Here is a 14,178-nt window from a genome sequence, read left to right as displayed (position 1 = left end):
GAATGTTCGATTAATTGATTTCTGGAATAGGTCGTGGGGGATGATTTGGGATAGGCGCACCTGATATTTTTTCTTGAAGGGATTGGAAAATCACAAAAAGCACCGGGATGACAAATACGCCGAATAAGGTTCCGATCAACATACCACCAACAGCGGCAGTTCCAATTGACTTATTGCTGAGTGCACCGGCACCTGTTGCCATCATCAATGGAATCAATCCAAAAATGAAAGCAAATGAAGTCATGAGAATAGGCCTAAGTCTTGCTTTTGCGCCTAAAAGTGCGGATTGCACAATACTTCTGCCGCTTAGTCTGTGCATTAAAGCAAATTCTACGATTAGGATTGCATTTTTGGCGAGTAGGCCAATTAACATAATCAGACTGATTTGAAGGAAAATATTGTTGTCAATTCCAAACAGGTTGGCGAAAATAAAAGCACCTGCTAAACCTATCGGTAACGATAATAACACTGAGAAAGGCAGAATGTAGCTCTTATACTGTGCACTTAACAGGAAATAAATAAACAGCAGGCAGAGGGCAAAGATCATTATCGTTTGACTCCCACTGGAAAGTTCTTCCCTGGTTAATCCTGAAAATTCGTAAGTATATCCACGACTCAATGTCTGTGCAGCTACTTCCTCAATTGCCTTAATCGCATCACCGGAACTGTATCCTTTGTTTGGCACACCCGTCACCATAGTCGAGGTAAAGAGGTTGAAACGGTTAATGAATTCCGGGCCATATGTTTTCTTTAAGGTTACAAACTCTGAAATTGGGGCCATCAGTCCGTTTTCAGTTTTAACGAACACCTTATTGAGGTCTGCTTCTTTCTCTCTGAAATCCGGGTGACTTTGCATCATCACACGATATTGTTTTCCAAACTTATTGAAATCAGAGGCATAAACTCCACCAAAATATCCTTGAAGCGTATTTAAAACCGTGTTTACGGATACTCCTGCATCTTTACATCGGGCTACATTTACATTTACTTCCAATTCTGGGAAGCCATTATTGAATGGGCTGGTGGCATACATAATTTCCGGGCGCTGATTGATACCGGCCATGAATTTCCCGATAGACTTGCCAAAAGCTTCGTAATTTCCACCAGTTTTGTCTTGTAACTGTACTTCAAAGCCGTTGTTATTTCCGAAGCCCTGCAAGGTTGGTGCGGCAAAAAAGATAATCTTAGCGCCCTTTATATGTGCGGTTTTCGCAAACAGCTGATTGACTACGCTGCCCACATCCTGATTTGGCCCCTTACGTTCGCTCCATGGTTTTAAACGGATAAATAATGCACCATAAGAACCGCCAAAACCATTGATTAGGTCCATTCCTGCAAGTCTGGAGGAAAGTTCAACTTCAGGAATACTCCTGACAATACTGTCCACCAAATTGGTGATTTCTTCTGTTCGTTCCAATGTTGCGGCCGGCGGCAGAATGACGTCTCCATAAAGAGCACCACCATCTTCATTAGGAACGAAACCGGTAGGTGTAGTTTTCAAAAGCATATAAAATATCAATCCAAAAACCGCGATACCCATAATGGAAAGCCATTTTCTCCGTAACAGGAACCTTACTGCACGTAAATATTTACCGGTCAGGGATTCAAATGAAGCATTGAACCCAGCATAGAATCTAGGCATAAACCCTTGTTTTGGCTGTTCTTTGTCGGACTGATGAGGCTTTAAGAGTAGTGCACAAAGAGCCGGACTTAAAGTCAGGGCATTTACGGCAGAAATCACGATGGCCACCGCTAAGGTTAATCCAAATTGTTTATAAAATACCCCTGCAGATCCGGTGATAAAAGTAACCGGAACAAACACTGCCGACATGATTAAGGTAATGGAAACAATTGCACCGCTAATCTCAGACATCGCATGAATGGTTGCTTTTTTAGCGGATTTTGCGCCCTGATCAAGTTTTGCATGGACGGCTTCGACCACTACAATGGCATCATCTACTACAATTCCTATGGCCAGTACCAGGGCAAAAAGTGTCAGTAAATTAATAGTAAAGCCAAAGAGCTTTAAAAAGAAGAACGTACCAATGATGGCTACGGGTACGGCAATTGCTGGGATTAAGGTAGACCTGAAATCCTGGAGGAAAATAAATACCACTATGAATACCAGAATAAATGCTTCTATAATGGTATAGATTACCTTTTCAATAGAAGCGTCCAGAAATTCATTGGCATTTAGAAAGGTTTGGTATTCTACTCCCGGTGGGAAATCTTTGGAAGCTTCTTTCAAAATATTTTCACAGGCAATGATCAATTCTCTGGCATTAGAACCAGATGACTGGCTGACATCACCACCGGAAGAAACTTTTCCCTGAGTCACTAAACTGGTGGTATAGTCTAATGCGCCAAATTCTACGCTGGCGATGTCCTTTAAGCGTACCAGGCCACCTTGTCCAGCACTGCGGAGAACGATGTTTTCAAATTCCGATACCTCTTCTAATCTGCCGGTATATTTTAAAGCATACTGAATTGATTGCTTGCTGTTTTCTCCGATTTTACCAGGTGCTGCTTCAATATTTTGTTCTTTTAGGGCAGCGATCACATCATCAGGAACCAGGTGGTAACTGGCCATGGCATCCGGTTTTAGCCAGATCCTCATCGAGTACTCCTGATTTCCATAGATATCTGCTTCACCTACACCTTCCACACGTTTCATCTGTGGCATGATGTTAATTCTCAGGTAATTGTCTAGGAATTTTTGGTCATAGGCCCCATCTTTACTGAATAGTAGAAAGCTAAAGGCAGTGCTGCTCAGTTTTTTACTGGTCGTAATTCCTGCTTTAATCACCTCATTGGGCAAAAGGCTTGTGGCTTTAGTGACCCTGTTTTGCACGTTTACCGCGGCCTGATCCGGGTCTGTTCCTTGTTTAAAATAAATGGTAATGGTTGCACTTCCGTTGTTACTTGCCTTAGAAGTCATGTAGGTCATGTTTTCTACACCATTGATTTGTTCCTCCAGGGGTACAATCACACTTTTCATGACCACATCTGCATTGGCACCCTGGTAAGCTGCAGACACGGCAACTGTAGGCGGGGCAATTTCTGGATATTGTGATATTGGGAGGGAGAATAGGCCTAAAAGACCGAGTATGACAATAATAATCGATATGACCGTAGACAATACCGGGTTTTCTATAAATTTTCTTAACATCTCTTTTATAATTTTGCAGCCACAGCAGACACTTTTGCAGGTTTTGCTGTCACTTTGATTTTCATACCATCTTTTAAATTGTCCAGCCCTTCAGTAACGATTTGATCGCCGGATTTTAAGCCCTTGCTTACGATATAATCTTTTGCTGTTCCGGCATTCAGTACTTCAATTGCGGTATGGTGAACGGTAGCTTCAGGGTCTACGGTAAAGACAAAATATTTGCCCTGTAATTCGAACGTAGCAGTTTTTGGTACCATAATGGCTGCATTAAGCAGTGTTGGAATGCGCAATACTGCGGTAGCGCCGCTCCATAGCTTTCCTTCCGGGTTTGGGAAGATTGCTTTAAAATTTGCGGCACCGGTACTGGCGTTCAATACGCCGCTTAGCGTTTCGATTTTTCCTGCCGCTGGATATTCCGTTCCATCTGCGAGGATTAAAGAAACCTGGGGCATGTTTTTAAACTTATCATTTGCCTGCTTGCCATCATATTTGTTTAAGAAAGCAGTGAGTTGCTGCTGACTTAAGGAGAAAAAGGCGTAGATCTTAGTGGTATTGGCGATACTGGTTAGTGGGGTTTCAGCGCTGCTGCTTACTAAACTTCCTATTTTATGGGGCAGGCTGCCGACTACACCATTTATTGGACTTACGATATGCGTGAAGGCCAGGTTAGACCTGGCGGCAGATAGACTGGCTTTTGCCTGCAATAGTGACGCTTTTTTAACGCGTACTACATTTTTAGCGGCAGTGAGCTCAAAGTCATTCACGATTTTCTTATCTACCAGCGCTTTTGTTCTTTCTGCCTGGATGCTGGCTGTTTCTAGATCTGCTTCGGCAGCAAGTACCGCAGCCTGTTTGCTGTTCATCTCTTGCTGGAAGCTGTTGGCATCAATTTTAAATAAGGCTTGTCCCTTCGTTACCCGGGTACCCTCAGTTACATATACTTTTTCGATGTAGCCATCTACTTTCGATCTGATTTCTACCGTTTCTTCGCCCTGCAGGATGGCTGGGTATTCTACTGCGACTTCAGTTTTACTGGGTTCAATCAATAGGCTTGGATATTCAGGTAGTCCTTGTTGCTGTGCTGACTGCTGAGGTGCGGAACAAGCGCTGAAAATTGCGACTAATAATAGGGGGTAAACGAGCAGTTTTGTTTCTTTAATGTTCATTGGATGACGTTGTTGTTTGTGGATAATTTGCTGTTGTTCTTAAAAATTTGGGCATAGGGATACCTGCTCAATGAAATCTATAAAGATTGCTGAGTGAAGGGTCAGGCGATTCTGATCGCCTTAAGCAGGAAAAGCTTTAGTGTTACTTAAAGAGCACGTTCCAATAGGGGACGATATAAACAGGCAGCAGGCCTGTTGCAGCAAAAGGAATAGTCAGTGTATTATTTTGTAGCCTAATTTTCATAATCCTTGTGTTTAATATTCAATAATTGTTCATTTCCCATTTCTTGACTTTATTAAAGCATAATTATCAGTTGATGGGCTTGATAAGTTCGGCAAAGTTAGTACTTTTGTTAATATAACAAGCAAACACTTGTTTTATTAGATTATGAAGACAAACAGATTTTTAATGCTGCTAAAAACCAGGGGGGCACTCACTGCTGCTTCTATCGCGAAGGAGCTGGGGATCACTAATGAAGGGGCGAGGTTACAATTATTGAAATTTACGGAAGAGGGATTGGTGAGTTCATTTAATGAATCGACAGGAGTAGGGAGGCCTAAACAGTTTTTTAAACTGACGCCTGAGGGTAATGCTCAATTTCCAGACACCCATTCTGAATTAACGGTAAAGCTCATTGCGGGAATGCGGGATGTATTGGGGGAGGCTGCATTGCAAAAAGTTATTGATGTAACTGAACAAGCGGGAAAAGAACGTTATTTCCAGGAATTATCACCGCTTTCGGATTTAGAAGAGCGCATTGCAAAACTGGCAGAGATCAGGACTCGTGAGGGGTACATGGCAGAATATACGAAAGATGAATCCGGGTATTTACTGGTAGAGAACCATTGTCCGATTTGCGCTGCTGCAAAAACTTGTCAGGGGTTCTGTACAGCAGAGCTGAACGTATTTAAATTCGTTCTTGGAGAAAGTGTCAGTATTGATCGCATGGACCACATTGTGAGTGGTGATCGGAGATGTGCGTACCGGATTGCTAAAATACAGGATTAATTAACTGCGGATCAGCAATTCGGTATCCAATACCTTATTTTCAAATTCCGTCACCGGATATTTGCTTTCAATTAGTTTGATCAGCATTTCTGTGGCCATACGTCCCATTTCGTAAGCGGGTTGTCTGACTGAGCTTAAAGGAGATTTGAATAAATCCAATACATCGGAATTGCTAAATCCAGAGACTGCAACTTGCTCAGGTACTGAAATATTAAATTTCTTCAATACTGTTAAACAGCCAATACTTAGCCGGTCGCCAGCCACAAAGATCGCATCTGGTTTATCTTCCAGGGACATGAGTTCCTGAATGGCCTGTTCAGTTTCTTCCTGAAACATTCCTCCATGCGGACAATGTTTGATATATTCCTGCTGAACAGGAATTCCATATTTATTTAAAGCGGCAGTATAGCCTGCCAATCTTTCGATACTAATAGAAAGGTGGTCTGAGCTGGTCAGGTGGGCAATTTTCCTACGTCCGGATGCCAGCAGCTGGATTGTAGCTTCATAAGCACCTTGTTCATTATTGGCACTGATTTTATGTGTTTCAATATCTTTAGCCACCCTGTCGAAAAAAACCATTGGTAATCCGCGTTCGTGTAAACGCGCCAGATGGCTGGTATCGCTTGTTTCCGCAGATAAGGAGACCAATAATCCATCTACACCTCTGGAAGCCAAATGCTGAATATTTATTTTTTCTCTCTCGTAAGATTCATGTGTTTGTGTTATGATGACATGATAACCTCTATCGTAAGCAATAGATTCAATTCCGCCAATGGCCTGGGAGAAATAATGGTTGGCTACTTCACTCACCAATACTCCGATAGATTTGGTCCTTCTTTCTTTTAAGCTTAAAGCAATAGGGTTCGGTCGGTAGTTGATTTTTTCAGCATATTCCAAAACTACTTTTTTTGTTTCCGCACTGATTTCATGGGTGTCTCTTAAAGCCCTTGAAACAGTGGAAGTAGATAGACCCAGGGCCTTTGCTATATCTTTTAGAGTAGTTGGTTCGAACATGAAAAAAGGGGGAAGAAGTTAAAATTTGGTCTATACAGGGCAATATAAGAATTATCTTCCTAATTAAAAGCATCCGATTTTCAGGTCGGCAACGTTGTCGGGAACGATTGCGCAAATTTATCTGGCTCTACCATTACTTTATTAATAAAAACAATGTAGAATTGTTAATGGAAGGTTGAGCAACCTTTCTACTAACCAAAATAAACTAAACCACCCCATATCCTAAATCTGGGGATTCTTAACCGAACGAGTATGAAAAAATTTTTACTACTGTTTGTATTGTTGGCTATCGTAATTTTCGAGGCGGATGCCCAGAAAATTCGCCAGGTAACTGGAAAGGTCACTGATAAATCAAACAAGGAATCTATTCCTGGAGTGAGCATTTCGATCAAAGGTACTGCCATTGTGGTGAGTACGGATGATAAAGGCCAGTTCAAGATTTCTGTTCCTGACCAGGGGGAGACGATATTAATAGCCAGATATATTGGTTATGTTCCACAGGAAATAGCTGTAGGCAATCAATCAAAGGTCAATTTTATTTTACAGGAAGATGTATCGCAGCTGAATGAGGTGATGATCAATATTGGATATGGTACGGTAAAGAAAGAAATGCTGACCGGTTCAGTATCGGTATTATCTGGTAAAGATGTGGCCGATTTTCCAGTGGGGACTTTAGCACAGGCATTGGCAGGTAAAATGGCTGGCTTATCGGTAACCACCCCGGAAGGTAATCCGGGTGCCGATATTCAAGTAAAAGTGCGTGGTGGAAGTTCATTAACTGGCGATAATGCACCTTTATATATTGTAGATGGAATTCCTGTAGAGAATGCACTTTCTATTTTATCTCCTGGGGAGATTGAGTCGATTAATTTATTGAAAGATGTCGCTTCAACCGCAATTTATGGTTCCAGAGGGTCGAATGGGGTAATGATCATTACCACAAAAATTGGAAAACCTGGAAAAACCATGGTTTCTTTTGATGTATTTGGTGGTGCCCGTCAGATTGTCAATAAACTGGATGTGATGGATCCATACAATTTTGTAAAGTATCAGTATGAATTGTATAATAACAATACTTCTCAGCAGGTAAAAGATGATTTTACAAAAGCTTACGGAACTTATGAAGATTTGGATATTTATAAGAATATTGAGAAAGTAGATTGGCAGGATAAGGTTTTTGGCCGCCAGGCATGGTCAAGTACTCAGGTACTAAATATCTCTGGAGGAACGGATAAAACCACCTTTAACTTTTCACTAAATAATACCAAAGAAGAAGGGATCATGCTGGAGTCTGGTTATAGAAGAACATTTGCCTCTTTTCGTTTTGACCATAAGATTTCCGATAAATTACGTTTTGGCTTGAATGCAAGATATAGTCGCCAGCGTGTAGATGGGATTGGTACCAGCAGTACGCAATCGCAAAGTGCGAACCGTTTAAGAAATGCGGTGCGTTACCTACCTTATCTGGGTGGTGGTGATTCAGGTGATTTATTTGATGCAGATTTTCTGGCTACACAGCTAACCAATCCCATCAGTTTAGCACACAATGAATTAAAAGCTGATTACCGTAATGATTTAATCAGCAGTGCGTATGTGAGCTTTCAGATTTTAAAGAATCTAAGTTTAAAAAGTACGCTGGGGATGAACTTTAACGACCGTAATGTAGATGTATTTAATGGTCTGCTGACTGGTGTTGCCAGAAACAATGCGAATATGCCGGCCATTCAGCTGGACAATTCCAGTACTACGTCCTTTATCAATACCAATACTTTAACTTACAGACCGGATTTAGGGAAAGATCATAGTCTCGAGCTGCTAGCCGGACAGGAGCTGCGAAGAGATGATGTCAATTCCAATAGCATGACGATAAAATGGTTCCCGGCAAATATTACCCCGGATGAAGCTTTTGCGAACATTCAAAAAACAGACTTGCCAAATGGTGCGGTTCAGGATAAACCGACTTCTGCTGTAGCTGGGACGAGAAATCTTTCTATTTTTGCTCGTGCATCTTATGCTTATAAAGGAAAATACCTGGCCACCTTCAATTTTAGAAGAGATGGTATTTCCGTATTTGCACCAGAAAACCGTTATGGTAATTTTCCTTCCGCACAAATTGCCTGGCGTACTTCCGAAGAAGAGTTTTTTAAGCAAGCCAATATAAAATGGTTTAACAGTTTAAAACTTCGAATGAGTTACGGAGCCGCAGGAAATAGCAGGATTGGACAGGATTTATTCAGAACAGTATTCCTGGCAAGTTCTACAGCAGGAGGCTATGCTGTAAATGATGCTTCCGTAAGTACAGGATTAATTTCGAACAAATTGGCTAACCCAAAAATTAAATGGGAAACCAATATGTCTGCCAATTTCGGTATGGACATGGAGTTTTTCGACAGCCGTTTAACAGCGACCTTAGATCTATATCAAAACAGAACGAAAAACTTATTGCTAGATGCGAATATTTCCACCATTTCCGGATATCCTACACAACAACAAAATGTGGGTAAAACTCAAAATAGAGGGCTGGAACTGCAATTGGGATTGTTAGCTGTGAAAAGCAGGAATTTTACGTATAATACCAGTTTCAATATTTCCTTCAATCAAAATAAAATCCTTGAATTGCAAAATGGTGTGAATTCTTACCTGACCCAGTCTGGATGGGTAAATAGCCTTGCCGATGTGAAAGTAGAAGTAGGTAAGCCAGTTGGGCAGTTCTATGGCTACATTTCTGATGGCAGATATACTGTAAATGACTTCAACTATGTGCAGAATACCAATACCGGAGCCTATACCTATACATTGAAATCTGATGTACCTAACAGCAGGTCATTAATTGGAAACAGAGAGCCGCAGCCAGGAGACATGAAAGTAAGAAAACTCTCTTCTTCGGAGAGTATGGTGATTACTGAAGAGGACCGTACGGTATTGGGGAATGCACAGCCAAAGTTTATTGGTGGCTTCAACAATCAGTTTACCTATAAGAATTTCGACATGTCAGTATTCCTTAATTTTTCCGTTGGAAACAAGGTATACAATGCGAATACTTTAGAGTTTACTTCTCAGTTTAATGTGAAAGACAACAATCTGTTGAATATCATGACTGATCGCTGGCAGAACTTTGATGCTAATGGGATTAAAGTAACAGATCCTGCGATGCTTACTGCAATGAACGAGAATACAACTTACTGGACACCAACTCCAGGAAACTATGCTTTAACTTCATTTGCGGTAGAAGATGGTTCTTTCCTGCGTATTACCAATGTAACGCTGGGTTATACACTGCCTCAAAGTCTATTGAAACGCACAGGATTTATTTCTAAACTTCGTGTATATGGTACTGTGAATAATCTATTGACGATCACGGGTTATTCAGGATATGATCCAGAAGCAAATACCCGCCGAAACAACCCATTGACACCAGGAATCGATTATGCGGCTTATCCACGCAGCAGATACATTCTTGCCGGACTTAACCTTGTTTTTTAATCTACTCAGAATTAAAGAAATGAAAACGAAAATATTATCAGCGGCCATGATTGCTTTTGCGATTGGCACTTTAAGCGTGCTTCCTTCCTGTAAAAAAGCGTTGGAATTTGAATCACCTTCCACTTCTTCGCCTACAACAGTTTTTGAGAGTACGGTATATACGAATAATGCTCTGATTGGCGTGTACAACAGATTAGTGGGAGATAACGGCTACGGCAATAGATTGGCAACGATTTTAAACCTGAGTGCCGATGATTTTAAAACCTCCGGCAGTTACAGCTCTTCTGATCGCAGAGGGGTGAGTATGTACGGCGCCAGTCCAGACAATACAGAGCTTGCGAACCCTTTTGCACAATTGTATTCAGGTGTAGAGCGTGCCAATATTTGTATTAAATATATTCCCTTATCGAATATATACCTAAATGGCAGCACTAGTCAGAAAGAAGAAATGGGCAGATATTATGGAGAAGCATTGGCTTTAAGGGCTTTGTTTTACCATGAACTGATCCGCAACTGGGGAGATGTTCCGGGGACTTTTGTCCCGGCTTCTGACGCAGCAACTTTAAACTTTAGCAATAGCAACCGCGACGAAACTTACGATCAGCTCTTAAAAGACCTGGAACTGGCTGCTACGCTGGTACCATGGCGGTCTTTAACTAGCAATGACGGCAGTTTCCGTTTTACGAAAGGTGCTGTTAAAGGATTAAGAGCACGTATTGCATTGGCTAGAGGAGGATATTCCTTACGTACGGAAAGCCGTAGAATGGAGCGTAGAGCAGATTATTTAACCTATTATAAAATTGCGGCTACAGAGTGTGCAGAGGTGATCGCAGCAGCGGGCGTACATAATTTAAATCCGAATTATGAAGATGTGTTTAAGACTTTGCATGGCCAACGCTTAGATGATGCCCATGAATTGATGCTGGAAGTTGCTGCTTATGGGGCCAATGCTTCTACAGATAGCAAATTAGGTTATTACAATGGTTTAAGGTATTCTGCAAAATCCTCTTTCGGACAAGGTGGAGGAGGGATGAATGCGATTGCTACATACTTTTATGAATTTGATCCTTCAATGGATTGCCGCAGGGATGTAACCATCGGTGTATTCGAGATCAATGACAATTCTAAGAAAACACTAAATACAGCGAATACGCTGACTGATGGAAAGTTCAGAAAAGCATGGACGGCATTTAACAATTCTTCGACCTCTCAAAATTTCGCAGTAAACTGGCCAATATTACGTTTTTCTGATGTGCTGCTGATGTTTGCAGAAGCAGATAATGAAGTGAATGGAGCGCCCTCTGCGGCTGCACAAATGGCTCTGGAAAGAGTACGTAAACGCGCCTATAAAGGCTTTGAGGCATTGATTCCAGCAACTCCGCTGGATAAACAAGGATTCTTTGAGGCGATTGTAAAAGAACGATTGCTGGAGTTTGGTGGAGAAGGAATCCGTAAATACGACCTGATCCGATGGAACCTGATGGAGACCAAATTTAATGAAACCCGTAATAAATTAAGGGCTTTTATGCTGGGGCAGGGACCTTATGAGAACGTGCCGCTTTACATCTATGTAAAAGAAAATGATTACCTGAGAACAAATAGCGTAGCCGAAGTCGCTAATCTTGATCTCTATGGGGGGAGTCCAAATACTGTTTTTTACAGCAAAGGATTGGGCACCTCTGGAGCACCAGCGGGTGGTTATGTGACTAAAGCTTGGCGTTTTGCGGTCAATGATGATCCTATTTCCGGCTCTATCTCGGGTACCGCAAATGGTTTCGTTACCTACTTTAAAGCAAACGAAAGGGAGTTGCTGCCTTACCCTAGAACGGTAATGATCGAAACTCCGAATCTGATTCAAAATAATGGTTATTAAGTCTATACAATCATGAAAAGAAATATAATTACCGCTTGTCATTGCTTGATCATGGCAAGTTTATTCTTCTGCATTTCTTCCTGTAAAAAGGATGAACAAACCACTGAAGCCGCAAGAATTTTCAAGGTTTCCGCAGTGAAAGTCGTAGTATCAGAAAACTCCGCGAAGTTAACCTGGGCTGCACCTTTGTTTACAGGTAGTAATCAATATAATTATACCGTAGACTTTTCCACAGATTCGCTATTCTCTACGACTGACTTTAGTGCTAAAACAGATACTACTGGTTATACCGTAAAGGAGGGAGACCTTAAATTAAGGCTTAAGTATTTTGCCCGTGTAAAGGCAAATGCGACTGCATCACAACCGGAATCTAAATATATTGTCACCAATGGCGGATTTAAGATTGTAGGTACACAGCTGTTTCGTGATGACCTGACTGTCGCCAGAGAAAGCAGTGTTACCTTGTATTTTTCGACGGTACCTGAGGGTTCAAAAATCGTGATTACCCCTGAAACAGGACCGGCAATTACGACTGTCCTGAGCTCAGGAGATATTGCCAATAAAAAAGTAACTATTGCTGGACTAAGCAACAGCACGAAATATACAGCAGAACTATTTTCCGGAACAAAAAGCAACGGCTATACGACATTCAGCACTACAGCGGTAATTGTATACACTGTTAAAGTGAATCCTGGGGACAACCTGGCTTCCATTATTGCCAATGCGGGAGATAATGCTGTGATCGGTCTGGAAAATGGAACTTACGAATTACCGGCAGTCATCACGCTTAGCGGTAAAATGATTAATTTGAGATCAGTAAATGACAATCCGGAATTGGTAAAAGTAAACTTTAAAGGATTTGCATTATTTGGTACTGGAGCAGGCTTAGCAGTTACTGGGATTAACTTTGATGGAACGGCTTATACCGCGACTTATTTCTGCGATCTGACCAGTGCGAGTTCAAATGCTGCCGCTGCAGCCTTCAAAACTGTAAGGGCAACGAATAGCTGGATTCATGGCATCAGTACCGGAATTGTAAGGTGTGATCGAGACAGTCTGTTTACAATGGAAGATCTTGCCTTTAATAATTGTCTGATCTATGACATTTCTGGTGCAAACTACTACCTTTTCCATATGGATAAGTTAGCGTATAAGTCACTAACGATAGCCAATAGTACCATCTTCAACAGTTCGCCAGGTGTGGTGAGTTGTAGAACCGTGATGCCTGGTACACCTGCTGAGATTACTATTCGCAGCTGTACCATCAATAACATTGGCTTTAACAGCAATTATCTATTGATCAATGCAGCAGCAAATCCAGTAAACTTTACTTTCAGGAATTCGATTCTTGCCAACGGACCGCGCTCAGGTGTAGTATTAGGAGTGATCAATAGTACTGCGGGATCTTCCTCTATATCCTTTACCAATAACAATACCTTTAACCTGAAAACAGCGATAGGTGGAACCGCATTGCCTTTGCCGGGTGCATCTACGCAGGGACAAACGGTTGATCCGGGATGGTCTGCAGCAACGGTTAAATTTAGTTTACCTGCAGGATCATTATTATGGACGAGCAGTACAAGTGGAGGGCCATTGGGTGATCCAAGATGGACGTTTTAATTGATGATGATGAAAAAATATAAATGGCAGGCTGCTTTTATTTGTTTGGCTTTAGGAATGGTATCCTTTATTCCGGCTTCGAAAAAACTGACCATATACCTGATTGGGGATTCCACGCTTGCTGTTAAATCAGCAAGCGCCTTCCCTGAAACAGGCTGGGGGATGCCTTTTGCTAATTTCTTTAGCAAAAAAGTTCTGGTTGATAATCGGGCGAAGAATGGCAGAAGTACCAAAACCTTTATTTCAGAAAATTTATGGGCACCGGTGGTTTCGGAACTCCAAAAAGGTGATTATGTGTTGATTCAGTTCGGACATAATGATGAAGTGAAAACTAAGGCCAGCTATACATCAGAAATAGATTTTGTAAAGAACCTATCGAAGTTTGTTCAGGAGAGTCGGGCGAAAGGCGCTATACCAGTATTAATCACACCTGTAGCCAGAAGAAGTTTTGATACGGATGGAAAAGTTAAAGAAACGCATCAGGTGTATGCTGATCTGGTTAGAGAATTGGCAAAATCAGCAGCAGTTCCGCTGATTGACCTCGATTTGAAGAGTCAGGCTTTGTTACAGCAGTATGGAGCTGATCAGAGTAAATTGCTTTTCAATCATTTGGAACCGGGAGAACATCCGAATTATCCGGATGGAAAAAAAGACGATACCCATTTTAATGAACTTGGTGCTAGAGAAATGGCTCAACTGGTTTTAAAGGAAATGAGGGCATTGAATTTACCGGTATTATCGTATCTGGTTAAATGAGCAAAAGGAGATTTTGCTATACTTAGTTAAAAGATAATTAAATAAGCTGAATTGTAGGGTTGGTTTGTAGGGAGATGGGGTTTGGCGA

At 41.5% G+C, this 14,178-nt stretch carries 8 protein-coding genes; 5 read left to right on the top strand and 3 right to left on the bottom strand.

The genetic code is table 11. The annotated features are described in order from the left end of the window. Window positions 1-10: 10 nt before the first annotated feature. Both AQ505_RS14865 and AQ505_RS14860 read right to left on the bottom strand, forming a co-directional pair. A complete protein-coding gene (locus AQ505_RS14865; RefSeq protein WP_062548905.1) occupies window positions 11-3,169 on the bottom strand; it encodes an efflux RND transporter permease subunit in 3,159 nt (1,052 codons plus the stop codon). Window positions 3,170-3,174: 5 nt separating this feature from the next. After that, window positions 3,175-4,335, bottom strand: coding sequence for an efflux RND transporter periplasmic adaptor subunit (locus AQ505_RS14860; RefSeq protein WP_062548904.1), 1,161 nt, complete (start codon window positions 4,333-4,335; stop codon window positions 3,175-3,177). A gap of 388 nt (window positions 4,336-4,723) precedes the next feature. Between AQ505_RS14860 and AQ505_RS14855 the strand changes: the two genes are divergently transcribed. Beyond that, window positions 4,724-5,344 carry a helix-turn-helix transcriptional regulator gene (locus AQ505_RS14855; RefSeq protein WP_062548903.1) on the top strand — a complete coding sequence of 207 codons (621 nt, stop codon included), beginning with the start codon at window positions 4,724-4,726 and terminating at the stop codon, window positions 5,342-5,344. Here the strand turns inward: AQ505_RS14855 and AQ505_RS14850 are convergent, their stop codons facing one another. Continuing rightward, complete coding sequence (locus AQ505_RS14850) at window positions 5,345-6,358, bottom strand: LacI family DNA-binding transcriptional regulator (RefSeq protein ID WP_062548902.1); 1,014 nt, start codon at window positions 6,356-6,358, stop codon at window positions 5,345-5,347. A 252-nt stretch (window positions 6,359-6,610) separates the two neighbouring features. Here AQ505_RS14850 and AQ505_RS14845 point away from each other — a divergent pair, with 252 nt between their 5' ends. From AQ505_RS14845 to AQ505_RS14830, 4 genes are read left to right on the top strand one after another with little or no spacing between them, the layout of a single operon-like run. Beyond that, window positions 6,611-9,841: a SusC/RagA family TonB-linked outer membrane protein gene (locus AQ505_RS14845; RefSeq protein ID WP_062548901.1), complete on the top strand. Its 3,231-nt coding sequence runs from the start codon at window positions 6,611-6,613 to the stop codon at window positions 9,839-9,841. A gap of 19 nt (window positions 9,842-9,860) precedes the next feature. Next, window positions 9,861-11,714 (top strand): RagB/SusD family nutrient uptake outer membrane protein, encoded by a 1,854-nt coding sequence (locus AQ505_RS14840; protein ID WP_062548900.1) that lies wholly within the window; start codon window positions 9,861-9,863, stop codon window positions 11,712-11,714. Between the two features lie 12 nt (window positions 11,715-11,726). Next, on the top strand, window positions 11,727-13,334 hold the full coding sequence (locus AQ505_RS14835) for a DUF4957 domain-containing protein (RefSeq protein ID WP_082461550.1): 1,608 nt from the start codon (window positions 11,727-11,729) through the stop codon (window positions 13,332-13,334). Window positions 13,335-13,337: 3 nt separating this feature from the next. After that, window positions 13,338-14,090 (top strand): rhamnogalacturonan acetylesterase, encoded by a 753-nt coding sequence (locus AQ505_RS14830; RefSeq protein WP_062548898.1) that lies wholly within the window; start codon window positions 13,338-13,340, stop codon window positions 14,088-14,090. The last annotated feature ends 88 nt before the right edge of the window (window positions 14,091-14,178 follow it).

It is taken from the genome of Pedobacter sp. PACM 27299, assembly GCF_001412655.1.
Taxonomy (GTDB): domain Bacteria; phylum Bacteroidota; class Bacteroidia; order Sphingobacteriales; family Sphingobacteriaceae; genus Pedobacter.
This window is presented reverse-complemented; position numbering and strand designations above follow the sequence as displayed.

Coding starts and splice junctions, on each gene's coding strand:
- AQ505_RS14850 (WP_062548902.1), bottom strand. CDS start 6,358: ATGTTCGAACCAACTACTCTAAAAGATATAGCAAAGGCCCTGGGTCTA.
- AQ505_RS14840 (WP_062548900.1), top strand. CDS start 9,861: ATGAAAACGAAAATATTATCAGCGGCCATGATTGCTTTTGCGATTGGC.
- AQ505_RS14860 (WP_062548904.1), bottom strand. CDS start 4,335: ATGAACATTAAAGAAACAAAACTGCTCGTTTACCCCCTATTATTAGTC.
- AQ505_RS14835 (WP_082461550.1), top strand. CDS start 11,727: ATGAAAAGAAATATAATTACCGCTTGTCATTGCTTGATCATGGCAAGT.
- AQ505_RS14865 (WP_062548905.1), bottom strand. CDS start 3,169: ATGTTAAGAAAATTTATAGAAAACCCGGTATTGTCTACGGTCATATCG.
- AQ505_RS14830 (WP_062548898.1), top strand. CDS start 13,338: ATGATGATGAAAAAATATAAATGGCAGGCTGCTTTTATTTGTTTGGCT.
- AQ505_RS14855 (WP_062548903.1), top strand. CDS start 4,724: ATGAAGACAAACAGATTTTTAATGCTGCTAAAAACCAGGGGGGCACTC.
- AQ505_RS14845 (WP_062548901.1), top strand. CDS start 6,611: ATGAAAAAATTTTTACTACTGTTTGTATTGTTGGCTATCGTAATTTTC.